The sequence below is a fragment of the Agromyces aureus genome (assembly GCF_001660485.1).
Classification (GTDB): Bacteria; Actinomycetota; Actinomycetes; order Actinomycetales; family Microbacteriaceae; genus Agromyces; species Agromyces aureus.
The window spans coordinates 3,041,436-3,066,415 of sequence record NZ_CP013979.1 but is presented as its reverse complement, the minus strand read 5'-3'; the positions used below and the strand labels follow the sequence as shown (position 1 = coordinate 3,066,415).

The following is a 24,980-nucleotide window of genomic DNA, read 5'->3' as shown; positions in this document are numbered from 1 at the left end:
CACCCCCTCGTCGGTGTGCGCCACGGTCGGACCCCGACCGGACCCGATCGACGGGCGCCCGCGACATCCGTCGTCCGGCCGCTTCGTCTTCTCGAACTGTACCGGAGTGGCACTCTCGGGGTCGGAGTTCTCGACCCGAACCGGAGCGTCGCCTGCGGTCAGCGGGCGAGCAGGTCGGCGAGCGCCGCGCCCACGGCGCCGTGCTCGATGAGGAACGCGTCGTGGCCGTACCCGGAATGCACGATCACGGGGTCTCGGCCGTGCACGCTGTTCGGCAGCCCCGCGGCGAGCTCCACCTGCCCCGCGAGCGGGAAGTAGCGGTCGCTGTCGATGCCGAGCACGAGGCTCTTCGCCTCGACGCGGGCGAGCGCGGAGGCCACGCTGCCGCGCCCGCGCGCGAGGTCGTGCGAGTTCATCGCCTCGGTGAGCACGAGGTAGCTGTTCGCGTCGAAGCGACGCGTGAACTTGTTGCCGTGGAAGTCGAGGTAGGACTCGACGGCGAACCGGCCGCCGCCGCCCAGCGGGTCGAGGTCGCTCTGCCAACTGCGCTCGAAGCGGTCGTTGAGCTCGGCCGCCGTGCGGTAGTTGAGCATCGCCATGCGGCGGGCGAGGGCGAGCCCGCGCGTCGGGCCGACGCCGTCGGGCGCGTCGTAGTAGTCGCCGTCGCGGAACGCCGGATCGGAGCGGACGGCCTCGAGCTGCACCGAGTTCAGGGCGATCTGATCTGCGGTCGTCGCTGCCGGCGCGGCCAGCACGGCGATGCGCTCGACCGCCTGCGGCGCCTCGATCGCCCACTCGAGCACGTGCATGGCGCCCATCGAGCCGCCGACGACGGCCGCGAAGCGCTCGATGCCGAGTTCACTGGCGAACGCGATCTGCGCGCGCACCTGATCGCGGATGGTGAGGAGCGGGAACCTGGACCCCCACTCGGTGCCGTCGGGCGCGAGCGAGGACGGCCCAGTGGTGCCCTGGCAGCCGCCGAGCACGTTCGGGGCCACGACGAACCACCGGTCGGTGTCGATCGCGAGACCGGGGCCGACGACGCCCGGCCACCAGCCGGCACTCGCGTGCGCGGCACCGGCCGGGCCGACCACGTGGCTGTCGCCCGTGAGCGCGTGCAGCACGAGCACGGCGTTGTCGCGCGCGGGGGAGAGCTCGCCCCACGACTCGTAGGCGATGTCGATGCCGGGCAGCGTGCGCCCCGACTCGAGCGCCAGGTCGCCGATCTGCATGAAGCGGCGGTCGCCCACCGGGTCGCCGGCGCGCCACGCACCCGTGACGGGCGCGCGACCGGCCACCGCGAGCGTGTGCGCCTCGGGGATGATCGGAGCCGGTGCTGCGGCTGCCGTGGTCTGCCAGTCCATGTTCTCGATTCTCCCGAATGCCGAGGCGGCTCGGGGCTTTGTTACACGAGCGGCTCGCGGGACGACGGCGGCGGGCGTGACGCTCCGACGTGTGGTAGCGCGAGTGGGACGACGAACGGCGGATGCCGCGGGCAAGCGTGGCCCGCGGCATCCGCCGTACTGGTGGTCGGCGTCCGGAGACCGGACGAACGAGTCGGGAGCCTCAGAGTCGCGCGGCCGCCGTCGCCGCGCGTGCCGCCGCGAAGCCGGCCTCGAGGTCGCCCTTGAGGTCTTCGACGTTCTCGATGCCCACCGAGAGGCGCACGAGACCCGGCGTGACGCCGGTCGTGAGCTGCTGCTCGGGCGTGAGCTGCGAGTGCGTCGTCGACGCGGGGTGGATCACGAGCGAGCGCACGTCGCCGATGTTCGCCAGGTGGCTGAACAGGTCGAGGTTGTCGACGAGCGCACGGCCGGCGTCGACGCCGCCCTTGAGTTCGAACGAGAGCACCGCGCCGACGCCCTTGGGGGCGTACTTGTTGGCGGCCGCGTACCACGGGCTCGAGGGCAGGCCCGAGTAGTTGACGCTCGCGACGTCGGGGTGGTTGTCGAGCCACTCCGCGATCTCCTGCGTGTTCGACACGTGGCGCTCGATGCGGAGCGACAGCGTCTCGATGCCTTGGATGAGCTGCCACGCGCTCGCCGGGGCGATCGACGCGCCGAGGTCGCGGAGCAGCTGCACGCGTGCCTTGATGATGTAGGCGAGCGGGTCGCCGACCGCGGCCGTGTAGCTCGCGCCGTGGTACGACGGGTCGGGCTCGGTGAGGCCGGGGAACTTCTCGACGTTCTTCGACCACTCGAACGTGCCGCCGTCGACGATGATGCCGCCGATGACGGTGCCGTGGCCGCCGAGGAACTTCGTCGCCGAGTGCACGACGATGTCGGCGCCGTGCTCGAACGGACGGATCAGGTACGGCGTCGCGATCGTGTTGTCGACGATGAGCGGGATGCCCGACTCGTGCGCGATGTCGGCGACGAGCTCGATGTCGAGCACGTTGATCTTCGGGTTGCCGATGGTCTCGGCGAAGAAGAGCTTCGTGTTCGGGCGGACCGCGCGACGCCACTCGTCGGCGTCGTCCTGGTTCTCGACGAACGTGGTCTCGATGCCGAGCTTGCCGAGCGTGTACTTGAAGAGGTTGTACGTGCCCCCGTAGATCGAGCTCGACGAGACGATGTGGTCGCCCGCCTGGGCGATGTTCAGCACCGCGAATGTCTCGGCCGCCTGGCCGGATGCGACGAGGAGGGCGCCGGTGCCCCCTTCGAGCGCGGCGAGGCGCTCCTCGACGACCGCCTGGGTCGGGTTCATGATGCGGGTGTAGATGTTGCCGAACTCGGCCAGCGCGAACAGGTTCTGCGCGTGCTGGGCGTTGTCGAACACGTACGACGTGGTCTGGTAGATCGGGGTCGCGCGGGCGTGGGTCACCGGGTCGGGTGCCGCCCCGGAGTGCACCTGCTTGGTCTCGAAACGCCAGTCGGCGGCGCGTTCGCTCATCGTGTTCTCCTTCTGGACGGTGCTCTGGGATCGCGGCGCGGGCTCGCCGTGATGAGGCCACGCTACGTTCGCGGCCGACGGGCGGCAACGGCCGGGGAAACACGGCGTCACGGGCCGTCGCGCCGCGCCGCGCCCGGCGCTCAGCGTTCGTCGGGCTGCGGCGGCAGCACGATCGTGCCGGTCGCCGTCGATGGCTCGGGGCGGAAGAGCCATCGCGCCCGCGGCTGCACGAGCGGCCGGAACACCCGCCTCACGGGTTTCAGCGCGAGCACGATCGAGAGGCCGATGCAGAACAGCATCATCGCGGGCAGCACCCAGAACGGCTGCTCGCCGGCGAGCACGGGGGTCTCGCGGAACGGATAGAGCACGAAGGTGTGCAGCAGATAGATGTACATCGTCGCGCCGCCGAAGGCCGTGAACCAGTGCTTTCCGCGCGGCATGAGCAACAGGAACGCGATCGTGAGGAGCATCGCGAGCAGCAGCAGCACCAGGCGGATGGCGCCGGACCACGGTTCGTCGTAGCCGATCGCCTGGTACGACTCGTCGTACAGCATGAACCGGCGCAGCTTCAGGTCGCGCAGGGTCTCGATCGTCGCCGGCATGAACGCGAGCACGGCTCCGAGCAGCACGATCGCGCCGGCCCGCCAGCGCCAGGCGACCGCCGGACCGAGGTCGAGCCAGCGGTCGGTCACCTGCCACTGGCGCAGCTTCCAGCCGAACACGAAGAACGGCAGCATGCCGAGCGTGCGCGAGAGCGCGAGCGTCGAGTCGATGGTCTCGGTGTACCCCGCGCCGATCGAGATGAGGATCGCGATGACGAGCGGATACCGCAGCAGCACGAGGTAGGGCAGCACGATGCGCCAGACGGCGAGCGCGATGAGGAACCAGAGCGTCCACGACGCCGTCGTGAAATCGAGCGCGAACTCGCCGCCGAGGAGCCACTTGATGAGGCTCCAGATCGTCTCGAAGATGAAGAACGGGAAGACGATGTCGGTCATGATCTGCCGCAGCGCCTTCGCGTTCGGCGGCCCCGACTTCGCGAAGTACCCGCTCACCGTGACGAAGACGGCGACGTGGAACGAGTAGATGAACAGGTAGACGCTGTAGGCGCTGTCGGACTCGGCGATCAGCGGCAGGATGCCGTGGCCGATCACGACGAGCGTGATCGCGATCCAGCGGGCGTTGTCCCAGAGCGGCACGCGTCGCCTGGTATGAGGTCGTGCCGTGCCGGTTCCGTGCATCGCTCCATTCAAGCGCAGAGCGCCGGATGCCGCAGGTCGGCCGGGCCGGGAAGGTTGCCCGTCTGCGCGGCGCGGCGTGCGACGGCGCACGGCGCATGCACGCGGCATCCGCCCCTCGCACGGCAGAATGGGGCCATGAGTGAACTGCGAGTGGTCGTGACGGGTGCGAGTTCGGGCATCGGGGCGGCCACCGTGCGCGCGTTCCGGGCCGCGGGCTGGAGCGTCCTGGGCGTCGCGCGCCGCGAGGACCGCCTGCTGGCGCTCGCCGCGGAGACCGGCGCCGAGGTGTTCGTCGCCGACCTCACCGTGCAGGCCGACGTCGAGGCGCTCCGCGACCACCTCGAGGCCACGGGCGGGGTGCACGCGCTCGTGAACAACGCGGGCGGCGCGAAGGGGCTCGACAGCGTCGAGCGGTCCGACGTCGACGACTGGGCGTGGATGTTCGAGGTCAACGTGCTCGCCGTCAAGCGCGTGATCTCGGCCCTGCTGCCGCTGCTGCGGCGGGGTGCGGTCGAGCGGGGCGTCGCCGACATCCTGAACGTGACCTCGATCGCCGGTCACACGGCGTACGTCGGCGGCGGCGGGTACAACGCGGCGAAGTTCGCGGCGCACGCGCTCACCGCGGTGCTGCGGCTCGAACTCAACGGCGAACCGCTGCGCGTCATCGAGGTCGCGCCGGGCATGGTGAAGACCGACGAGTTCGCGCTCGTGCGCTTCGGCGGCGACCGGGCGAGGGCCGACGCCGTCTACTCGAGCGTGCCCGAGCCGCTCGTGGCCGAGGACATCGCCGAGGTCATCGTCGACGCGGTCACGAAGCCGCGGCACGTCGACCTCGACCTCATCGTGGTGAAGCCCGTCGCGCAGTCCGCGCCGCACCTCGTCGCCAAGGGACCGCTGACCGTGCGCACGGAGGACTGATGGCCGCCCGGCCCGCGATGCCGGCGCCTCGCCGCGACGCCTGGGAGCGCGTCACGACGGTGCCGCTCGTGGTGCTCGGCGCGGTCTACATCGCCGCGTACACCGTCTACGTGCTCGCGCCGTGGATTCCGCGCGGCCCCGGCTCGGTGCTGTTCATCTCGCTCATCGCGGCCTGGCTGGTGTTCGTGGCCGATGTCATCGTGCGCATCTCGCTCACGCCGCGCGGCGGCCGGTGGGCGTTCGTGCGGACGCATCCGATCGACATGCTCTCGGCGATCGTGCCGGTGTTCCGGGCGTTCCGGGTGCTCGCACTGCTGCGCCAGGTGCCGTACCTGCAGCGCCGGAGCGGCGCGGCGGTGCGCGCCAACATCATCATCTACGGCACGACCTACGCCGTGGTCTTCGTCTACTTCGTCGCGCTCGCGACCCTGCAGGCCGAGCGCGATGCGCCCGGTGCGACGATCACGACGTTCGGCGATTCCGTATGGTGGGCGATCGTCACGCTCGCGACCGTCGGCTACGGCGACATGTACCCGATCACGACCGAGGGGCGCCTGTACGCGGTCTTCCTCATGGCCGGCGGCGTCGTCATCGTCGGCACCGCGTCGGCGACGGTCATCTCGTACATCGGCGACAAGGTGAGCCAGGTGCGCTCGCACCATGCGAGCGGTGCGGGCGCGATGCTCGAGATGCTCGGGACTCCGGATGCCGCAGACGAACCGGTCGCCGACGACCGACCGGCTGGCGGCTCACGCGACGACCGCGATCGCTGACCGGCGTCGGCGGCGCGCCGACTAGCCTTGGAGCATGACGTTCGATGCGAATGACGCCGGCACGACCGGCGACGGGATCCGGCGCGAGATCCTCACCTGGGACGACTTCGCGGTGGCCTCGCGGCAGGTGGCGGCCGATGTGCTCGGCTCGGGGTTCCGGCCCGACGTCGTGATCGCGATCGCGCGCGGCGGGCTGCTGTTCGCGGGCGCCATCGCCTACGCGCTCGGCACGAAGGCCTGCGGCTCGATCAACGTGGAGTTCTACTCGGGCGTCGACGAACGACTGCCCGAGCCCGTGCTGCACCCGCCGATGCTCGACGCGCCGGCCCTCAGCGGCAAGCGCGTGCTCCTCGTCGACGACGTCTCCGATTCGGGGCGCACGCTCGCGAAGGTCGTCGGCATCCTCGGCGACGCGGGCGCCGACGTGCGCAGCGCGACGCTCTACACGAAGTCGCACACCGTGCTCGAGCCCGACTTCGACTACAAGCGCACCGACGACTGGATCGTCTTCCCCTGGTCGGCGCTGCCGCCCGTGCAGGTGCCCGACGTGGTCGCGCGCGTCGCGGCCGCCGCCGACGGGTCGATCGCATGAGCGTGCATCTCGTGGGCGGCGGCGCGCTGAGCGCCGAGCACGCCGGGCTGTATGCGCCGTTCTTCGCCGAGGCGGCGACTCGCGGGCGCGCCGAGGGGCGTGCCCGGCCCCGCATCGCGGTGCTCTCGGTGCATCCGGGCGGCGTGCAACAGGCCGAGGTGCTGGTCGGGGTCCTGCGCGCCGCGGGTGAGTTCGACGCCCAGCTGACCGCGGCCGAGCGCGGCGCGAACGTCGAGCTCGCGTCCATCGCCGAGGTCGACGGCATCGTCGTCGGCGGCGGCATCGTCGAAGAGGTCCGCGCGAGTATCGAGCCGGTCTTCGGCGAGATCAGGCGACAGGTCGCGAGCGGCGTGCCGTACCTCGGCATCTCGGCCGGGGCGATGATCGCCGCGGAGGGGTCGCTCGGCGGCGGGTCGCGCATCGACGGCGTCGTCGTCGCTCCCGAGGAACCCGGCGAGGCCGGGACCGAGATCGAGGTCGAGGCCGGGCTCGGGCTCATCGACGTGTCCGTCGACGCGCACGTCGCCCAGCGCGGCAACCTCTCCCGCCTCGTCGCGGCCGTCGAGTCGGGGCTCATCGAGAGCGCGCTCGGCATCGACGAGCGCACCGTGCTCGTCATCGGCGAAGGCGGACTGCGGGTCGTCGGATCCGGCAGCGTCTGGCGCGTCCTCCCCGGCGACGGCGGCGTGCTGGTCTCGACCATCGGCGCCTGACGTGGCGAGCCTCGACGAGCTCGCGACGCGCGGGCTCGTCGACCCCTCGTGGGCGCGGGCGCTCGCCCCGGTCGCACCCGACATCGCACGCCTCGGGGACTTCCTCCGCGCCGAGACCGAGGCCGGGCGCGGCTACCTGCCGTCCGGCGACCACGTGCTGCGGGCGTTCGCCGCACCGCTCGACGACGTTCGCGTGCTCATCGTGGGCCAGGACCCGTACCCGACCCCTGGGCATCCGATCGGCCTCTCGTTCGCGGTCGACCGTGCCGTGCGCCCGCTGCCGCGGAGCCTCGGCAACATCTACGCCGAGCTCGCCGCCGACCTCGGAGTCGTGCCGCCCGCGCACGGCGACCTGACGCCGTGGACCCGCAACGGCGTCATGCTGCTGAACCGTGTGCTGACCGTGCGCCCGGGCGAAGCGGGCTCGCACCGCGGCAAAGGCTGGGAGCAGGTCACCGACCACGCGATCCGCACGCTCGTCGCACGCGGCACGCCCCTCGTCGCGATCCTCTGGGGGCGCGACGCCCAACAGCTGAAGCCGCTCCTCGGCGACACGCCCGTGATCGAGTCCGCGCACCCCAGTCCGCTGTCGGCCCGCCGGGGGTTCTTCGGCTCGAAGCCGTTCAGCCGTGCGAACGAGCTGCTCGCGGCGCAGGGCGCGACGCCCGTCGACTGGGCGCTCGACTGATCGCCGGGCGGATGCCGCGGCATCCGCCCCTCGGAGTTCGAGCTGCGACATCCGCCCCTCGGAAATCTGCCCGTGACCTGCGCGGCGTAGGGTGGTCGCCATGCTCGAGGAGGAATACCAGATGCGCCGCCGGCTGCCGCCGCACCTGCGCAAGCCGCCGCAGCCCGAGGCGCCGTTCACCTTCGAGATCCGCGACGCCGTGGCCGCCGACCTGCCCGCCGTGCGGGAGATCTACAACTACTACGTCGCGAACTCGACCGTCACCTTCGATGAAGACGCGATGACGCTCAGGGAGTGGAAGGCGAAGTTCGCAGCCCTGACCAAGCAGGGCATGCCCTTCATCGTCGCCCAGTCGCCGTCGGGTCAGCTGCTCGGCTACGCGCTCGTCGCGCCCTGGAAGCCGAAGCGGGCCTACCGGTTCACGGTCGAGAACTCGATCTACCTCGGGCCCGCCGCCGCCGGCAAGGGGCTCGGCCGTGCGCTGCTCGGCGAGCTCATCGAGCGGTCGAAGGCCGCCGGGCTCAAGGAGATGCTCGCCGTCATCGCCGACCAGGGCGCCGAGGCGTCGATCGCGCTGCACGAGAAGTTCGGGTTCACCGAGATCGGGCGCATGGGCCGGGTCGGATTCAAGTTCGACCGGTGGCTCGGCACGGTGCTGCTGCAGCGCTCGCTGAAGTAACAGGCGACGGTCGAGGAGACCGTCAGAAGGTGATCTCGAGGGTCCCGGCTCCCGAGGGCCCCGCGATCGCCACGACCAGCCCGGTCACCGCGAAGAGCACGGGATGGGCGAGACCGACCACGACCCGGCGGAGCGCCGGTCGCCTCTCGAACAGGTGCGGGGGCACCCGATCGGCCGTCGGCACCTCGGCCCAGCCCCGCACCCGCACGAGGAACCACGCGCAGCGCAGCACGAAGGCCGCCCACAGCAGGGCGGCCACGACCGGCACCACGACGAGCATGAGGTCGAGCCCGATGCCGATGATCTCGTCCTCCTTGCCCTCGGCCCCGAGCTGGATCGACTGCGAGATCGCCGCGCCGACGACCACCGAGAGCCCCCACGCGGTCAGGCCGAAGACGAGCGCGAGGTAGCGCACGAAGAAGTGCGAGAACACCGAGCTCATCTCCTCGAAATGCGTTCTCGGCGTCGCCGCCAGCACGAGCACGGTCGCGATCGTCGACGGCAGCACGAGCAGGCCGATCAGGAGCCAGTCGATCAGACCGTGCCAGTCGAGGGAGACCGCGACGACGAGCGCCGCGCCGAACACGACGCTCCACCCGACGCCCCAGATCAGCGGATGCCGCGTGATCGAGCTCGTGACCCTCTTCGTGACCGGATTCGTGCCCACGGGCGACATGCTAGCGGGAGGCGGGGCGCCGGCGGTCGTAGGCTCGACGCGTGGAACTGCACGAGCTGACCGCCCTCGAACTGCACCGACTGCTCCAGCGCGGGGAGGTGTCGCCCGTCGAGCTGGCCGAGCACTACCTCGAACGCGCCGAGCGACTCGACCCGGCGGTGGCCGCGTTCGCGACGCTCACGCCCGAGCTCGCGCTCGAACGCGCCCGGTTCGTCGAAGCGCACGTGCCGCGGACCGCGCCGCTCTGGGGCATGCCGCTCGCCGACAAGGACCTCCACCCGCGGGCGGGGGTGCCGACCGCGTTCGGCTCCCGCGCATTCGAGGGCTTCGTGCCGGATGCCTCCGACGACCTCGTGCAGGCCGTCGACGCCGCCGGCGCCGTGAGCCTCGGCAAGACCGCGACGCCCGAGTTCGGGTTGCCGTCGTACACCGAGGCGCTCATCGGGCGTCCGACGCGGAACCCGTGGGATCCGGCGCTCGGGGCGGGAGGTTCCAGCGGGGGAGCGGCGGCGGCCGTCGCCGCCGGCATGCTCCCGTTCGCGCCCGGATCCGACGGCGGCGGATCGATCCGCATCCCGGCCGCCGTGTGCGGGCTCGTCGGCATCAAGCCGTCGCGCGGACGCGTGCCGTCGGGATCCGGGCTCGGCGGGCTCGCCGGCCTCGGGGTCGTGGGGGCGATCGGCCGCACGGTCGCCGACACCGCACTGCTGCTCGACGGCATCATCGCCCCCGCCGGGTACCCCGTCGCCCACCCGTTCGCGGTGCGCGCGCCCGGCGACGACGGGCCGTACCTGGGCGAGGCGATCCGCGGCGAGGGCCGGTTCCAGGTGGGCGTGCTGACCGAGACCCCGTGGGACGACGGGTACGAGATCACCGTGGCGCCGGAGGCGCGCTCGGCGCTCGACCGCGCGATCTCGGTGCTCGACGCGGCCCGCCACGGCGTCGAGCAGGTGCCGTCGGCCCCCGAGCCCGGCTACCCCGACGCGTTCCGCACGATCTGGCAGGCGGGTGCCGCGACCATCCCCGTCGACGACGAGCGGCTCGAGCGTCTCGAACCGCTCACGCAGTGGCTGCTCGAACGCGGGCGCGCGCTGCCGGCGAGGCAGCTCGCCGAGGCGCTCTCGTGGCTGTCCGACTTCGAGCGGCGCACGATCGCGCGCTTCGCGTCGTACGACGCCGTGCTGACGCCCGCGCTCGCCCTCACGCCGCCGGCCGTGGGCTGGTACGACGGCGACGACGGCGAGCGCAACTTCGCGCAGCAGGTGCAGGTCACGCCGTTCACGTCGTTCGTCAATGTCGCGGGGCTTCCGGCGATCACGATCCCGGTCGAGTTCACCGAGTCGGGGCTGCCCATGGGCGTCCAGCTCATCGGGCGGCCCGGAGGCGAGGCGACGCTCTTCGCGCTCGCGGCGCAGCTCGAACGTCGTCTGCGGCGCGCGCCGCGGCATCCGCCCATCTGGTGACGACTCGCGGCCGAGCCCATCGCCGGTTCGGATGCCGCGAGCCCATCGCCGGTTCGGATGCCGCGAGCCCATCGCCGGTTCGGATGCCGCGAGCCCGTGTGTCAGACTTAGGTAATGCTTACCTCAGTCGTCGAAGCTCCTCGTCGTCGCGACCGACCCGCGTACCGCAACTTCGCGGTGACCGTCGCGCGCGTCGAGCGCCTGACGCCGACCTTCGTGAACGTCACGTTCACGGGCGACGACCTGGCCGACTTCGGCACGGCCGGCCTCGACCAGCGCGTCAAGGTCGTGCTGCCGCTCGCGTCGAACGGGTTCGCCTCGTTCCCCGACGGCCTGGACTGGTACACCACATGGCGCGAACTGCCCGGCGAGCAGCGCAATCCGTTCCGCACGTACACCGTGCGCGCCGTGCGACCCGAGCAGCTCGAGGTCGACATCGTCTTCGCCTGCCACGGCGACGTCGGACCGGCCTCGACCTGGGCCGGACGTGCGGAGCCCGGCGACGAGATCGTGCTCATCGGCCCCGACGAGTTCGGCGCCGGCCGCACGGCCGGAATCGACTGGCGGCCGGGCGAGGTCGACACCCTGCTGCTGGCCGGCGACGAGACCGCGACCCCCGCGATCTGCGCGATCCTCGAGTCGCTGCCCGCCGACGCCTCAGGGGCGGCGTTCCTCGAAGTTCCCGAGTCGGGCGACCGGCTCGAGGTGCGTGCCCCCGCTGGCGTCGAGGTGCGCTGGCTCGCGCGCGACGGAGCCGCGGGTGCCGTCGAGGCCCACACCTCCGCCGAGCACGGCTCGCTGCTCGCACCCGCCGTGCGCGACTGGGTCGTGCGCCACCTCGCCGATCTCGGCGTCACGCGGGCGGGCACCGACGAGTCGGCCGCCGCGCTCGCCGCCGCCGAACGCGACGACCTCCCCGACACGCCCCTGTGGGACGTGCCGGACGGGCACAGCCTCGACGGCGCCTGCTACGCGTGGCTCGCGGGCGAGGCCTCCGTCATCACGGGCCTCCGCCGGTTCCTCGTGCGCGAGGCCGGGCTCGACCGCCGCCAGGTCGCGTTCATGGGCTACTGGCGCCGCGGGCGCGCCGAACTCGAGTGAGCGGCCCGCAGGCCGTGTCGGGCACGACGGCGTCGCGGACCGACGCCGACGTCTCGAGCGCCGACGCCGCGAGAGCCGACGACGCATCCGCCCGTCCGCCGGTGCGGCGACGCGCGCGTCGGGTCGGCTCCGGCCGGGCGATCGTCGTGCTCGCCGCGTGCGCGTTGGCGCTCCTCGTGATCGTCGCGGCGAGCCTCGCCCTCGGCGTGCGCTCGATCGACCCCGGCGTCGTCTGGCAGGCCGTCATCGGGCGCGATCCGGCGAACGCCGACCACAACGTGGTCTGGCAGCTGCGGGTGCCGCGCACCGTCATCGGCCTGCTCGCCGGCGTCGCACTCGGCCTCGCGGGCACCCTCATCCAGGGCGTCACGCGCAACCCGATCGCCGACCCCGGCCTGCTCGGCCTCAACTCCGGCGCCTCGCTCGCCGTCGTGCTCTGCATCGCCGTGCTCGGGGTGAGCTCGCCGCTCGGGTACATCTGGTTCGCGTTCGGCGGTGCGGCCGCGGCGGCGGCGGTCGTGTTCTCGATCGGTCGCGGGCAGCCCGTTCGGCTCGCACTCGTCGGCGCCGCGGTGACGGCGTTCATCACGCCCCTCATCGCGCTCGTGCTGATCCGCGACCCCGAGACGTTCAACCAGTACCGCTTCTGGGCCGTCGGCTCGCTCACGGGGCGAGGCCTCGACGTCGCCGCCGTGCTCTGGCCGTTCATCCTCGTCGGGGCGGTCGTCGCGTTCGTGCTCGCCAACCGACTCAACCTCATCGCCCTCGGCGACGACGTCGCGAACTCGCTCGGCCAGCGCGTCGGCACCACCAGGCTCATCGCCGGCATCGCGCTCGTGCTGCTCTGCGGCACCGCGACCGCGCTCGCCGGGCCGATCGCCCTCGTCGGCCTCGTCGTGCCGCACGCCGCGCGGCGGCTCGTGGGCGCCGACTACCGGTGGATCATGCCGACCGCGTTGCTGCTCGGACCGATCATGCTGCTCGCGGCCGACGTCATCGGCCGGCTCATCGTGCCGAACGCCGAGCTCGAAGCCGGGGTCGTGGCCGCGTTCCTCGGCGCCCCCGTGCTCATCGCGATCGCGAGAAGCCGAACCGTGGCGGGACTGTGATGACGACGACGACCGAAGCCGTCACCACGCCTGTCCGTGATGTCGAGGCCGTGCGGCTGACCGTGGCAGCCGTCCGCCGTCGCAACCGGCGGCGACTCGTCGTCACGCTCGTCGTCGGCGCGGCCCTCGGACTCGCCTTCGCGCTCATCGCGATCTCGTCGGGCGCCGCGAGCGTGTCGCCCGACCGCGTGCTCGCGACCCTCTTCGGCCAGGGCGACCGCACCGAGCAGCTCGTCGTCTTCACGCTGCGGCTGCCGCGCATCCTCGCGGCCGTGTTCGTCGGCGCCGCGTTCGGCCTCGCCGGCGCGGTGTTCCAAGCCGTGCTCCGCAATCCGCTCGCGAGCCCTGACATCCTCGGCGTCTCGACCGGAGCGAGCCTCGGCGCCGTCTGGGCGATCCTCGGGCTCGGCCTCGCGGGCGTCGTCGTGTCGGGCTTCGCGCTCGCCGGCGCGCTCCTCGTCGCGCTGATCATCTGGGCGACCGCGTGGCGACAGGGCCTGCACGGCATCCGGTTCGTGCTCGTGGGCGTCGGGCTCGCCTACGTGTGCGGCTCGCTCATCGCCTGGCTGCTCGCGCGCGCCGAGATCCGGCAGGCGCAGGCGGCCCTGCTCTGGACCGTGGGCAGCGTCTCCGATGTGCGCGGCGATGCGCTCACGATCCTCATGATCGGGGTCGTCATCGGATGCCTCCTCGCCGCCGTGTTCGCCCACGGGCTGCCGGTGCTCGCGCTCGGCGACGACCACGCGTCCTCGCTCGGCGTGCGCACGAACGTGCGCCGCGGCATCCTGCTGCTCATCGCCGTGCTGCTCATCGCGATCGCGACCTCCGTCGCGGGGCCCGTGGCGTTCGTCGCGCTCATCGCGCCCGCCATCGCGCGGCGACTCGTCGACGACGGCAGCGCCGCGCTCACCGCGTCGGTCATGACGGGCGCCGTGCTCACGCTCGGCGCCGACGTGATCGGCCAGTTCGCCCTGCCGGACTTCACCGCGCCCGTCGGCATCGTGACCGGGCTGATCGGCGCGCCCTACATGCTGTGGCTGCTCGCCCGCACCGAGAGGAGGGGCCGCGCATGACCGCACTCCCCGCATCCGTTCCGCCGTCGGACCCGTCGACGGCGTCGTCGGCGACACCGTCGACACCGTCGCGCTCCGCCCTCGCCTCCGAGCCCGTCGGCCTCGCCGCCGAGGGCGTCAGCCTCGGGTACGACGGCCGCCGGGTCATCGACGGGCTCGACCTCGTCATCCCGAACGGGCGCATCACGGCGATCGTCGGCCCCAACGCGTGCGGCAAGTCGACCCTGCTGCGCGGGTTCGCCCGTCTGCACCAGCTCGAGGGCGGCCGGGTCACGCTCGACGGCCGCGACGTCGCGGGGATGCCGCGCCGAGAGCTCGCGCGCCGGGTCGGCATGCTGCCGCAGTCCTCGATCGCGCCCGACGGCGTGCGCGTGGCCGAGCTCGTGGGCCGCGGGCGCTACCCGCACCAGGGCTGGTTCGGCCGGCACTCGAGCGACGACGACCGGTTCGTGGCCGAGGCCCTGGCCGCGACGGGCATCGCCGACCTCGCCGAGCGTCGCCTCGAGGAGCTCTCGGGCGGCCAGCGCCAGCGCGTCTGGATCGCCATGGTGCTCGCGCAGCAGACCGACATCGTGCTGCTCGACGAGCCCACGACCTACCTCGACGTGACGCACCAGCTCGAGCTGCTCGACCTGCTCACCGACCTGAACCGGGAGCGCGGCACGACGGTCGTGATGGTGCTCCACGAGTTGAACCTCGCGGCGCGCTACGCCGACCACCTGGTGGTGATGTCGGCCGGGTCGATCATCGCCGAGGGCGGCCCCGCCGACATCCTCACCCCCGAGACCGTGCGTCGGGCCTTCGCGCTCGAGGCGTCGGTGATCCCTGATCCGGTCGCGGGGTCGCCCATGATCGTGCCCGTCGGCCGGTTCCACACGGCGGCGCTCCACACGGCCGCGCTCGACGGGGCCTCGCTCGACGGGGGAGCGTCGCGCGAATCGTGATGCGCCCGTGACGTCGCCGGTTCGCCCGCGAATAGCTATTAGGTTAGCCTTGCCTTATCCCCACCCATCGAACCGAGGAGTTCTCCGTGCGTCTTCGACGTCCGCTCATCGCCGTGGCCGGCCTCGCCGCCGCGGCCCTGGCCCTGACCGCCTGCGCCTCCGGTACGCCCGAGGAGTCCACCTCGGCCTCCGACTCGGCCGTCGGCACCGGCTTCCCGATCACGATCGAGCATGCGTTCGGCGAGACCGTCATCGAGGCCGCACCCGAGCGCGTCGCCACCTGGGGCTGGGGTTCCACCGAGGCCGCGATCTCCGTCGGCGTGTACCCGGTTGCGGTCGCCGAGCAGAGCTGGACCGTCGGCGAGGGCAACCTGCTGCCGTGGGTCGAAGAAGCCTACGACGCCGCGGGCGTCGAGCACCCCGTCGTCATCAACGACGACGAGGGCGGCGCGACCATCCCCTACGAGGAGTTCATCGAGGCGGCGCCCGACCTCATCGTCGCACCGTACTCGGGCCTCACCGAGGAGCAGTACGACACGCTCAGCGACATCGCGCCCGTCGTCGCCTACCCCGAGGCCCCCTGGACCACGCCGTGGGACGACACCATCTCGATCACCGCGACCGCGCTCGGCCGCGAGGCCGAGGGCGAGGCCGTGCTCGACGAGATCGACGGCTACCTGGCCGACGAGGCCGCGAAGCACCCCGAGTTCGCGGGCAAGACCTTCGCCGGCATCTGGGACGGCGACGGACTCGTCTACGTCTACACCGGGGCCGACCCGCGCATCGCGATCCTCACCGAGCTCGGCCTCGAAGTGGCCCCGAGCGTCGCCGAACTCGACACGAGCGACGGCGGCTTCTTCTACGAGCTGAGCTACGAGCAGCTCGACAAGCTCGACGCCGACTTCATCGTCAACTACTCCAACTCGAAGGAGGAGGCCGAGGCCCTGCTCACGAAGCCCGAGACGCAGGCGATCCCCGCCGTCGCGGCCGGCAAGGTCGCCCAGGTCTACGACCCCGTGACGGTGTCGTCGGTCTCGCCGCCGACCGCGCTCAGCTTCAAGTGGGAGGGCGGCATGCCCACGCTCATCGACTCGATCGCCGGGGTGCTCGCCGAGTAGTCGCCCATCGGCGGCCGACGGCCGGCGAATCCCGTTCTGCGGGGCTCGCCGGCCGTCGTCGTCTCACGCACGTGCCCGAACGCCATCAGGGCGAGCGGATGCCGCGGCGCGGCGCGCCGGGCAGTGCGAGTCGTTCGCTCAGCGCGCCCGCCGCGCGGCATCCGGTCGCCGTCGCTTCGGCAGGTACCCGCCCGCCTCGAGCCCGGCCTCGATCTCGAACCGGTTCTTCAGCGGATCGCGGCCGGCGAGCAGGTACAGGAACGGCAGCAGCATGCCGTACTTCAGCCACTGCTGCTTGTGCACGGCCTCGTGGCCGAGCACGATGTCGGAGTCGTTGCGGTTCGTGAGGTAGCAGGCGCCGACGCACGAGCCGCCGCGGCCGAACGTCCACTTCGGCATGCCCGTGAACACGAACAGGCCGTTGCGGCGCTCGACGCGGCCCGTGCTCCAGAGCGAGCCCCACACGAAGCCCACGCACGTCGCCCACCAGAAGCCGGCGCGGCTGATGGGTGAATCGGTGAGCCGGATCGGGCTCCGGCTCATGCCCGGGCCTCCGGTCGTCCGTCGGCCTCGAGCAGCCGCAACCAGATCTCGCTCATCGTCGGGAACGACGGCACCGCGTGCCACAACCGTTCGACGGGCACCTCGCCGACGATCGCGACGGTCGCGGCGTGCAGCAGCTCCGCGACATCCTGCCCGGTGAAGGTCGCCCCGATCACGGTGCCGAGCTCGTCGTCGATCACGAGCTTCGCTCGGCCCTCGTAGCCGTCGGCGAGAATGCCGGCACCACTGGCGGAGGTCATCGACACCTCCACGGTGCGCACCGAGCGACCGGCCTTCGTCGCGGCCGCCTCGGTGAGCCCGACCGCGACCGCCTCGGGCTCGGCGAAGACGACCTGCGGCACTGCCACGTGGTCGGCCGTCGCGGCATGCACGCCCCATTCGGCGAGGTCGACCGGATGCCCCGCGGCGCGCGCCGCGATGAGGTCGCCCGCCGCGCGCCCCTGGTACTTGCCCTGGTGGGTGAGCAGGGCGCGATGGTTCACGTCGCCCGCCGCGTAGAGCCACGGGGTGCCCGAGCCGGAATCATTCTCGCCGGAGGGCTCGGCCGGCACGCCCTCGACCGCCATGCCCTCGTCGACCCGTAGCCAGTCGCCGGGTTCGAGCCCGACGGTCTCGAGGCCGATCGCGTCGGTGCGGGGCTTGCGGCCGGTCGCCACGAGCACCTCGTCGGCGACCACGGTCGATCCGTCGTCGAGCGTGAGCACGACCTCGCCGTCGGCCGTGCGCTCGACGAGCGTGGCCTGCACGCCCGTGCGCACCGTCGCGCCGAGCCCTCTGAGGCCCGCGGTCACCGCGTCGCCCACGAACGGCTCCATGGCGCCGAGCAGCCCGCTGCGCGCGAGCACGACCACCTCGGTGCCGAAGCCCGCGAACACGGTCGCCATCTCGCACGCGACCACGCCGCCGCCGAGGATCGCGAGTCTCGCGGGCGGGCGTTCCACGCTCGTCGCCTCGCGGCTCGTCCACGGCGAGGATTCGGCCAGGCCCTCGATCGACGGCATCACCGGGTCGGAGCCGGTCGCCACGATCACGGCGTGCCGGGCCACGAAGGTCACCGCTTCGTCGCGCTCGTCGTCGCCGTCGCGGGTGACGACCACGCGCTTCGGCCCGTCGAGGCGCCCGTGCCCGCGCTCGAGCCCGATGCCGGCGTCGTCGAGCCATCCGACCGCGCCGTGGTCGTCCCAGTCGGAGACCCAGGAGTCGCGCCGACGCAGCACAGCCTCGACGTCGAGGTCGCCCGTGACGGCCTCGGCCGCGCCCGGAACGCGCTTGGCTGCGCGCAGGGCCGCGGCGCTGCGCAGCAGCACCTTCGAGGGCACGCACGCCCAGTACGAGCATTCGCCGCCGACGAGTTCGTGCTCGACGATCACCACCTCGAGTCCGGCGGCGCGAACCCGGTCGGCGACGTTCTCGCCCACGGGTCCAGCGCCGAGAATGACGACGTCGACTTCGCGTTGCATCGGTCTCCTCTCGCACCCGCCGGTGCGGACGGATGGTCCAAGCCTAGGCACGCCATCGGGGCGGCCGCACCCCCTTGCGCGACGAGGTCAGGCCTGAGGTGCGACGGATGCCGCGGGGTCGCCCTCGGCATCGGCCGCGGCACCGCTCGCGAGCGCGCCCACGAGTCGCAGGATCGTGGGCAGGTCGTCGTCGGCGGCTTCGGGCGTACTCGGGGCGAATCCGGTGATCGCCGCGCCCGCGAGGGGGAATCGTGCGACCACGGCCTTCACGAGCGCGACGAGGGTCGTCGCGTCGACGCCGAAGGGCATCGGGTAGGACAGCCCGGCGAGCGCCGAGGGGTCGAGCACGTCGAGGTCGATGTGCACGTACACGCGCGAGGCGCCCGTGGCCTCGAGCGAGGCGATGACGACGCTCGGGTCGGAGAGGTCCTCGACGGTGAGCACGTCGATGCCGTGCTCGTCGATGAAGCGGTGCTCCTCGGCGTCGATCGCGCGCACGCCGCCGAGCACGAGCCGATTCGGGGCGACCCGGCTCTCGCCCTCGAGGGCGAGGCCGTCGGCGCCCTCGCCGGCGATGTGGCGCAGGGCCATGCCGCCGAAGCCGCCCGACGGCGAGGAGTCGGGGGTGTTGAGGTCGGGGTGCGCGTCGAGCCAGAGCACGGCGAGCCCGCCGTTCGATCGACGTGCCGCGTGGGCCACGCCGGGAAGCGCGACGCCGCAGTCGCCGCCGACCGTGATGGCCGTGCCCGTGACGGCCGCGAGGGCCTCTTCGGTGCGTTCCCGGGTTCGCAGCACCGCGCTGTAGCGGCGGATGCCCGTGCCGAGCGATTCGCCGGCCTCGACGGGCACCTCGACGGTGACGGTCGCGTTCGCGGGGAGATCGCCCCGGATGGCCGCTGCGCCATCGGCGAGGCTCATCGCGCGGGAGGAGATGGAGCCCTGCCAGAGCGGGACGACGACGAACGTTGCGGGCATGAGCCCAGTATCCCGCGATCCGAACGGCCGGCGCCAACCGTTCCGATCTCGACCGGCTGGTTCTTCACGCGAAGATGCGCCCGCCGGATCGGCGGGCGCATCGTCGAGCGGGATCGCGGCTCAGCCGGAGATCGCTCCCTGGCTGCCGCCCCCGGCCTTGAGGGCGGCGAGACGCGCGTCGACCTCGGTGAGCTCGCCGAGGTCGTCGAGCTCGTTGAACTGCGCGTCGAGGCTCGACGCGGCGAGCTCGGCCTGACCGCGGACGACGGCCTCCTCGCGACGGATCTTGTCTTCGAAGCGGCCGAGCTCGCTCGTCGGGTCGAGGATGTCGATCGACTTCACGGCGTCGTGCACCTGGCGCTGCGCATCGGCGGTCTTCGCCCGGGCGACGAGCTCGGACCGCTTGTTCTTCAGCTGGACCAGCTTCTCCTTCATGCCGTTCAGGCCGGACTTCAGCTGGTCGACGACCTGGGTCTGGGAGGCGATCTGCGGCTCGGCGGCACGCGCCTCGTTCTCGGCCGAGATCTGGCGCCCGAGGGCGACCTTGGCGAGGTTGTCGAACTTGTCGGCGCCGGCGGTGTCGCCCGCGGTGCGCAGCTCGTCGCCCTTGCGGCTCGCCGCGATCGCCTTCTCGCCCCACGTGCGGGCGGCCTCGACGTCTTCGCGGTGGTCGTCCTCGAGCAGGCGCAGGTTGCCGATGGTCTCGGCGATCGCGGCCTCGGCGTCGGCGATGCTGTTCGTGAAGTCGCGTACCATCTGGTCGAGCATCTTCTGCGGGTCTTCGGCCTGGTCGATGAGCGCGTTCACGTTCGCGCGGAGAAGGGTGGAGATCCTTCCGAAGATGGACTGCTTGGTCATGATGGTTCCTTTCGTCGGGTGCTGGTCACGTACAGGTCGTCGTCAGATGCTGAGCGGATGCCGCGGGCTGGCGTCGTCGCCGCCGGATGCGAGGTGCCGGTTGGTCAGAATCGCCCCCCGCTTCCGCGACGACCGCGCGTCGCGCTGCCGCCGAAGCTGCCGGCCGAGCGCCCGCCGCCGGAGCGGCTGCTGCCGCCGAACCCGCCGCCGGAGGATCCGCCGCCGAAGCCGCCGAACCCGCCTGACCCGCCCGAGGAGCGTCGGCCGCCGCCGAGCATCGAGTCGATGAGGATCCCGCCGAGCACGGCGCCCATGAGGTCGCCGCCGCCGGAGGAGCCGCGGCCGGCGCCGTATCCGGGCGCGGCGCCCGAGCCGCCGAACCCGCCGCCGAAGCCCTCGACGTCGTTGCGGGCGAGCGAGAGCGCCTCGGACGCGAGGCGCTCCGCGCGCTGGGCCGCCTCGAGTGCGAGCTCCGGGTCGGTGCCGGTCTGGGCCTGCTGCAGCAGCTGCGCGGCCGAGGCGAGTCGGGTGCGGGCCTCGGTGCCGACGGCTCCGCGGCGCGCGACGAGGTAGTCCTCGGCGGTCTGCACCTGCACGCGCGCGCCGGCGATGGACCGTTCGAGCAGCGCCTGCGCGCGTGCGGCCTGCTCGGCGGCCTCGCGGGCCCCGGCGATGACCGCGTCGATCTCATGATTGGCGGCGGCGAGCCGCGCGCCGGCGGCGAGCGGGTCGCGGAGGGCAGCCGTGGAGGCGGCGCGGAGCTCGGCCGCGGCGGCCGCGGTGCGCTCGGCGGTCTGCGCCGCGCCGCCGCCGAGCTCGCGTGCGGTGACGACGTCGGCCTCGAGGTCGGCGATGCCGGCGTCGATCGCGCGATCGGCCTGTGCGAGCTCGTCGGCGAGCCGGTCGACGGCGCGCGCGAGCAGTACGGCCTGGTCGGAGGACTCCTCGGCCGCGCGGATCGCGACGGCCGCATCGGCGCTCTGCGAGGCCGCGACGGCCTGCCGTGCCCGCGCGAGGGCCTCGGTCGCGAACGCGATGCGCGAGCTCGCCTGCGCCGGGTTGTCGGCGACCGCGGCCAGGGCGGATGCCGCATACGCCTGCCCGAGCGCACGCAGGCGCTCGGCGGCGGGCCCGATCGCGGCCTCGGCGGCCGTCGTCTCGGCGGTGACGCGTTCGAGTTCGGCCGGCGCGTTGCGCTCGAGGTCGCGGAGGGCGTCGAACGCCTCGGCCTGCTCGTCGAGCGCGGCGTCGGCCTCGCCCGTGAGCCGGATGATGCCCTCGTAGGCGGCGCGGCGGTCGGCGTCGGTGTCGGGCGTGTCGTCATCGAGTCGCTGCTGCAGGCCGAACGCCTCGGCGACCTTGGCCTTCGCGGCCGCGAGCGCGGCGCGGAACGCGGCGGTCGCCTCATCGCCGTACGAGGCGGTGGCGAAGCCGAGCTCCTCCTCGCTCGTCTTCACGGCGTCGTCGGCCTGCACGAGCGCCGACCCGGCCGTGCGCCGCAGGTCGTCGAGCGGCACGAGGGGAGCGGCGCCGGGGCCGCCGCCCGCGGCATCCGTCGCCCGGTTCTTCTTGGACCTTCGGGAGAGCACGATCGCGATGACCGCGACCACGGCTGCGGCGATCACGAGGAACCACACCCAGCCCCAACCCGAGCCCGAGCTGCTCGTGTCGAGCGCCTGCGCTGCGGCGATCGCGGCGCCCGCCCAGTCGTCGTCGGCGAGTTCGGGTTCGATGACCTCGCTGCTGATGCGGTCGAGGTCGGCGTCGGAGATCTCTGCGCCGTCGGCCGCGGACAGGTAGTAGGCGCGGCCGTCGACGGCGACGGCGAGCAGGTAGTCCTCGTCGCCCATGTTGTTGGCGACCGCGGTGTCGTTGGCCCAGGTGACGGCCGATTCGGGGTTCGTGAACTCGCTCACGTAGGCCACGAAGAGCTGGTGGCCGGTGGCGTCGTACGTCTGCTCGATCGCGGCGAGCACCTCGTCGGTGCGGTCTCCGAGGGCGCCGACCGTGTCGACGATCGGGGTCGAGCCGAAGTCGACCGGGTCCTCGGCCCACGCGGGGGCCGTCGGGGCGAGCACGACGCCGCCGAGCACCGCCCCTCCGAGCGCGAGGGCGACTCCGAGCAGGCTCGTGATGATCGCCGGACTACGACGGTTCGACGTCATGCACCAATGCCTTCCAGACCCCGGAAACGGACCGCTTTCGAGTCTATGGCGCGCCGCCGACGCCGTCCACGACCGAGCGGCCCGCGCGCCGTCGGCCCCGGTTCAGCCGACCGTCACCGGCACCGTCGGCGACACGATCAGCACCGGCGTCGAACCGGGTGCGGCGACGAACGGGACGACGGCCGAGAGTTCGTAGGCGCCAGGGTCCAGCGGAGGCAGGTCGGCCATGACCGCGCCGGCTCGCTCGTCGGCGGCGGTGCAGGATGCCGCGGCGAACCGCGCCTCGAGTTCGAGCTGCTCGCCCGGCGCGAGCCGCACCGGCACGGACGGCTCGCCGACGGCGAGCGACGGATGCCACACGGTCGTGCCGGCGTCGGACACGGTCACCGCCGGCGCCGGCCGCACGGATCCCTCGACGGTCGTCGTGCCCTCGTTGACGAGGCGCACGCGCACCACGCCTTCGGCGCCGGGCGCGACCGGCCCGGCCGGGGCGACGAGCACGATCGAGACCGGCGCGGCCGCGGCATCCGTCGCCGGCGCGATCGGCGCACCGCAGCGGTTCAGCGAGTCGGCGCCGACGACGAGGAGGTCGTCGCCGAACTGCTCGCCGTCGCGCGGGGCGACGGCCTCAGGGCCGGCCGACGACCCGTCGAGGCCGTCGGCGCTCTCGGACACGGGGGCGTCCTCGGCGCTCGAGCCCGCGGTGGTCGCGAGGTTCGGCGTCATCGAGCCCACGCCGAACGCGAGCGCGCCGACGACGAGCAAGCCGGCGACCGACGCGGTCGCCGTGACGAGCGTGCGCCTGCGCTGCCGACGGCGGTCGCGGCTGCCGCGCAGCACGGCGTCGAGGTCGACCGGGCGCCCGGCCGCGGCATCCGCATCGCGGGCGAGCGCCTCGGAGAGCCCCAGCGGATCGCGCGACGAGGGATCGGGGGAGTGGGGGTCAGGCGACATGGTCACCCTCCGTCCGGATGGGCGCCGGACGCGGGGCTGCCGCATCCGACGCGAGGATCGAGGAGGAGAGCGCACGCAGCGCATCGCTCAGGTACCGCTTCACGGCGCCGGAGCTGAGCCCGAGCGTCGCGGCGACCTGGTCGACCGTGAGGTCCTCGTAGTACCGCAGCACGATGCACGCGGCCTGACGCGGCGCGAGCGACCGCACGCGACGCATGAGGTCGAGGCGCTCGTCGGTGCCGGCCGACTCCGGCATGGCGACCGACGGCGCGACGGCCAGATGCCGCACCCGCCGCCAGGTGCCCTCGCGCCTGGACCGGTCGATGACCGCATTCAGGATCGCGCGCCGCACGTAGGCCTCGGCGCGCGGCAGGTCGAGCTGGAACCGCGGGGTGCCGAAGGTGCGAACGAGGGCGTCCTGCACGAGGTCGGCGGCGTCGTCGGCGCTGCCGGTCAGCAGGTACGCGTAGCGCGTGAGCGCATCACCGCGTTCGGCGACCAGTCGTGTCGCGACGTCGTCCCAGGTGCGGGCCAAGTCGGGCTCCTCCCGACGGCGGTGGTTCCGCCGTCACTTGAAGAGACGAACAGCTGACGCGTTTCGTTGGGTGACCGTCGAAATCGACGGGATTCTGTGCCCCCGGAGGGATTCGAACCCCCGACCTACGGTACCGGAAACCGGCGCTCTATCCCCTGAGCTACGGAGGCGCACAGCCAGCAACACTAGCACCGTTCGCGGGGTCGTTCCGAACGCGGGGGCGCTGCGACGGCGGGCTCGGGCCTGGCCGAGCGCGGCGTCAGGCCCGGCCGAGCGCGGCGACCGAGTCGAGCAGTTCCTCGCGCACACGGCTGCCGAGCAGGCTCCTCGCGCCGCGCAGCACGGCGTCGCCCTCGACGCCGGTCGCGCGCACCTCCGGGTACCACCGGCTGATGCGACGGATGCCGCCCGCGACCGCCTCGGCGAACGCCTCGCCGCCGAGGTTCGCGGTCGGGCCCGAGAGCACGATCAGGCCGGGATCGAGGGTCGCGATCACGGGCAGCGCGACGTGGGCCACGCGAACGGCGAGGTCTTCGAACACGGCGCGTCGCGCCTCGTCGGCACCGGGCTCGGCGAGCGCCTCTCGTGCGGCGTGGAACCCGTCGGCGCGGATGCCGTGGCGCTGGGCGAGGAGCGCGACCGCCCGCCCGCCGACCAGGTCCTGCACCGTGCGTGCGGCGGGGTCGATGATGTTCGCCTCGGACGAGACCGGCAGGAACCCGATCTCGCCCGCGCCGCCGAAGGAGCCACGGTGCAGGTCGCCCGCGACGTCGAACGAGGCGCCGACGCCGTTGCCGAGCCAGAGCAGCGCGAACACGTCGCGGCCGACGGCGACGCCCACCTCGCGCTCGGCGAGGGCGGCGAGGTTCACGTCGTTCTCGATGAGCACGGTCCGGTCGAGGTCGGCTTCGAGGATGCCTCGGAGGCCCCGCACCGGCCAGCCGGGCAGCGTCTCGCTGAAGAGCTCGCCGCCCGCGCCGGGGTCGACGTAGCCGGGGATGCCGAGGCACACCGTGCGCACCGCGTCCGGCGAGGTTCCGGCGGCCGCGCTCGCGGCGTGGATCGCCCGGCGCACCTCCTCGACGGCGGATCGCGCCGTCGGGTCCCGCGGAAGCGGCATCCGCACGGTCGGCCGTTCGGTGCCGGCGGCGTCGACGACGGTCGCGCGCAGCTCGAACGCGTCGAGGTCGAGTGCGACGCCCACGCGTCGGTCGGTGCGCGCCGCGTAGACGACGGCCGCACGGCCGGCCGAGCCCGCGAGCAGGCCCTGCTCCTCGATCGCCCCGAGCTGCAGCAGCCGGCTCATCATCTGCGACGCCGTCGGCTTCGAGACGCCGACGAGCTCGCAGATGCGGTTGCGCGTGAGCGGTCCGTGATCGAGCAGCACGGTCAGCCCCGCCCGGTCGTTGACCGCGCCGAGCCAGGACGGGGTACCAGGTGTGTTCGGCGTCACCGCGTCGCTCCTCGGGTCGGGTCCAGCTCGGGTGGG

Annotated in this window: 24 protein-coding genes and 1 tRNA gene; 12 read left to right on the top strand and 13 right to left on the bottom strand. The window is 72.9% G+C overall.

Translation table 11 applies throughout. The features are described 5' to 3' along the window. Nucleotides 1-158: 158 nt before the first annotated feature. The 3 genes from metX to ATC03_RS13760 form a co-directional block, all read right to left on the bottom strand. On the bottom strand, nucleotides 159-1,364 hold the full coding sequence (gene metX / locus ATC03_RS13770) for a homoserine O-acetyltransferase MetX (RefSeq protein ID WP_067878191.1): 1,206 nt from the start codon (nucleotides 1,362-1,364) through the stop codon (nucleotides 159-161). Nucleotides 1,365-1,566: 202 nt separating this feature from the next. After that, on the bottom strand, nucleotides 1,567-2,892 hold the full coding sequence (locus ATC03_RS13765; protein ID WP_067878187.1) for a bifunctional o-acetylhomoserine/o-acetylserine sulfhydrylase: 1,326 nt from the start codon (nucleotides 2,890-2,892) through the stop codon (nucleotides 1,567-1,569). Between the two features lie 140 nt (nucleotides 2,893-3,032). Continuing rightward, nucleotides 3,033-4,091: an acyltransferase family protein gene (locus tag ATC03_RS13760; RefSeq protein ID WP_227820104.1), complete on the bottom strand. Its 1,059-nt coding sequence runs from the start codon at nucleotides 4,089-4,091 to the stop codon at nucleotides 3,033-3,035. 177 nt (nucleotides 4,092-4,268) lie between these two features. Here ATC03_RS13760 and ATC03_RS13755 point away from each other — a divergent pair, with 177 nt between their 5' ends. The 6 genes from ATC03_RS13755 to ATC03_RS13730 all read left to right on the top strand — a co-directional run bounded on the left by ATC03_RS13755 (nucleotide 4,269) and on the right by ATC03_RS13730 (nucleotide 8,496). Then, nucleotides 4,269-5,051, top strand: a complete 783-nt coding sequence (locus ATC03_RS13755; protein ID WP_179947881.1) for an SDR family NAD(P)-dependent oxidoreductase — start codon at nucleotides 4,269-4,271, stop codon at nucleotides 5,049-5,051. Beyond that, nucleotides 5,051-5,824 carry a potassium channel family protein gene (locus ATC03_RS13750; protein WP_067878178.1) on the top strand — a complete coding sequence of 258 codons (774 nt, stop codon included), beginning with the start codon at nucleotides 5,051-5,053 and terminating at the stop codon, nucleotides 5,822-5,824. Before ATC03_RS13755 ends, ATC03_RS13750 begins: the two co-directional genes overlap by 1 nt. 34 nt (nucleotides 5,825-5,858) lie before the next feature. Continuing rightward, nucleotides 5,859-6,416 (top strand): phosphoribosyltransferase, encoded by a 558-nt coding sequence (locus tag ATC03_RS13745; protein WP_067878175.1) that lies wholly within the window; start codon nucleotides 5,859-5,861, stop codon nucleotides 6,414-6,416. Continuing rightward, nucleotides 6,413-7,129: a Type 1 glutamine amidotransferase-like domain-containing protein gene (locus tag ATC03_RS13740; RefSeq protein WP_067878172.1), complete on the top strand. Its 717-nt coding sequence runs from the start codon at nucleotides 6,413-6,415 to the stop codon at nucleotides 7,127-7,129. The genes ATC03_RS13745 and ATC03_RS13740 overlap by 4 nt, the downstream gene beginning before the upstream one ends. A gap of 1 nt (nucleotide 7,130) precedes the next feature. After that, nucleotides 7,131-7,817 carry a uracil-DNA glycosylase gene (locus tag ATC03_RS13735; RefSeq protein ID WP_067878169.1) on the top strand — a complete coding sequence of 229 codons (687 nt, stop codon included), beginning with the start codon at nucleotides 7,131-7,133 and terminating at the stop codon, nucleotides 7,815-7,817. A gap of 100 nt (nucleotides 7,818-7,917) precedes the next feature. Then, a complete protein-coding gene (locus ATC03_RS13730) occupies nucleotides 7,918-8,496 on the top strand; it encodes a GNAT family N-acetyltransferase (protein ID WP_067882225.1) in 579 nt (192 codons plus the stop codon). A gap of 22 nt (nucleotides 8,497-8,518) precedes the next feature. On the opposite strand, the gene ATC03_RS13725 is transcribed toward ATC03_RS13730, so the two are convergent. Next, entirely contained in the window at nucleotides 8,519-9,163 is a 645-nt protein-coding gene (locus tag ATC03_RS13725) for a hypothetical protein (RefSeq protein ID WP_152030961.1), read from the bottom strand. A gap of 50 nt (nucleotides 9,164-9,213) precedes the next feature. Between ATC03_RS13725 and ATC03_RS13720 the strand changes: the two genes are divergently transcribed. From ATC03_RS13720 to ATC03_RS13695, 6 genes are all read left to right on the top strand, one after another. Next, nucleotides 9,214-10,635, top strand: coding sequence for an amidase (locus ATC03_RS13720; RefSeq protein ID WP_067878163.1), 1,422 nt, complete (start codon nucleotides 9,214-9,216; stop codon nucleotides 10,633-10,635). 114 nt (nucleotides 10,636-10,749) lie between these two features. Continuing rightward, nucleotides 10,750-11,736, top strand: coding sequence for a siderophore-interacting protein (locus tag ATC03_RS13715; RefSeq protein WP_067878160.1), 987 nt, complete (start codon nucleotides 10,750-10,752; stop codon nucleotides 11,734-11,736). Next, nucleotides 11,733-12,845, top strand: a complete 1,113-nt coding sequence (locus tag ATC03_RS13710) for a FecCD family ABC transporter permease (protein ID WP_227820103.1) — start codon at nucleotides 11,733-11,735, stop codon at nucleotides 12,843-12,845. Before ATC03_RS13715 ends, ATC03_RS13710 begins: the two co-directional genes overlap by 4 nt. After that, nucleotides 12,845-13,918, top strand: a complete 1,074-nt coding sequence (locus tag ATC03_RS13705) for a FecCD family ABC transporter permease (protein WP_084003501.1) — start codon at nucleotides 12,845-12,847, stop codon at nucleotides 13,916-13,918. The genes ATC03_RS13710 and ATC03_RS13705 overlap by 1 nt, the downstream gene beginning before the upstream one ends. Next, entirely contained in the window at nucleotides 13,915-14,862 is a 948-nt protein-coding gene (locus tag ATC03_RS13700; protein ID WP_067878156.1) for an ABC transporter ATP-binding protein, read from the top strand. Before ATC03_RS13705 ends, ATC03_RS13700 begins: the two co-directional genes overlap by 4 nt. Nucleotides 14,863-14,948: 86 nt before the next feature. Next, the gene (locus ATC03_RS13695; RefSeq protein WP_067878153.1) at nucleotides 14,949-15,980 is read left to right on the top strand and encodes an iron-siderophore ABC transporter substrate-binding protein; all 1,032 of its coding nucleotides are present in this window, start codon (nucleotides 14,949-14,951) and stop codon (nucleotides 15,978-15,980) included. Nucleotides 15,981-16,118: 138 nt separating this feature from the next. On the opposite strand, the gene ATC03_RS13690 is transcribed toward ATC03_RS13695, so the two are convergent. From ATC03_RS13690 to ATC03_RS13650, 9 genes are all read right to left on the bottom strand, one after another. Next, nucleotides 16,119-16,523 carry a Fe-S oxidoreductase gene (locus ATC03_RS13690; protein WP_067878150.1) on the bottom strand — a complete coding sequence of 135 codons (405 nt, stop codon included), beginning with the start codon at nucleotides 16,521-16,523 and terminating at the stop codon, nucleotides 16,119-16,121. Beyond that, entirely contained in the window at nucleotides 16,520-18,004 is a 1,485-nt protein-coding gene (locus ATC03_RS13685) for a dihydrolipoyl dehydrogenase family protein (protein WP_067878147.1), read from the bottom strand. Before ATC03_RS13685 ends, ATC03_RS13690 begins: the two co-directional genes overlap by 4 nt. A gap of 87 nt (nucleotides 18,005-18,091) precedes the next feature. Next, nucleotides 18,092-18,979, bottom strand: a complete 888-nt coding sequence (locus tag ATC03_RS13680) for an arginase family protein (protein WP_067878144.1) — start codon at nucleotides 18,977-18,979, stop codon at nucleotides 18,092-18,094. A 120-nt stretch (nucleotides 18,980-19,099) separates the two neighbouring features. Further along, entirely contained in the window at nucleotides 19,100-19,837 is a 738-nt protein-coding gene (locus ATC03_RS13675; protein ID WP_067878143.1) for a PspA/IM30 family protein, read from the bottom strand. A gap of 104 nt (nucleotides 19,838-19,941) precedes the next feature. Then, nucleotides 19,942-22,002 carry a TPM domain-containing protein gene (locus ATC03_RS13670; protein WP_067878140.1) on the bottom strand — a complete coding sequence of 687 codons (2,061 nt, stop codon included), beginning with the start codon at nucleotides 22,000-22,002 and terminating at the stop codon, nucleotides 19,942-19,944. 102 nt (nucleotides 22,003-22,104) lie between these two features. After that, nucleotides 22,105-22,956 (bottom strand): hypothetical protein, encoded by an 852-nt coding sequence (locus tag ATC03_RS13665; protein ID WP_067878137.1) that lies wholly within the window; start codon nucleotides 22,954-22,956, stop codon nucleotides 22,105-22,107. Next, entirely contained in the window at nucleotides 22,946-23,491 is a 546-nt protein-coding gene (locus tag ATC03_RS13660; RefSeq protein ID WP_067878134.1) for a sigma-70 family RNA polymerase sigma factor, read from the bottom strand. The genes ATC03_RS13665 and ATC03_RS13660 overlap by 11 nt, the downstream gene beginning before the upstream one ends. Before the next feature lie 97 nt (nucleotides 23,492-23,588). Next, nucleotides 23,589-23,661 (bottom strand) — tRNA-Arg (locus ATC03_RS13655). An 89-nt stretch (nucleotides 23,662-23,750) separates the two neighbouring features. Then, on the bottom strand, nucleotides 23,751-24,944 hold the full coding sequence (locus ATC03_RS13650) for an ROK family transcriptional regulator (protein ID WP_067878131.1): 1,194 nt from the start codon (nucleotides 24,942-24,944) through the stop codon (nucleotides 23,751-23,753). Between the last annotated feature and the right edge of the window lie 36 nt (nucleotides 24,945-24,980).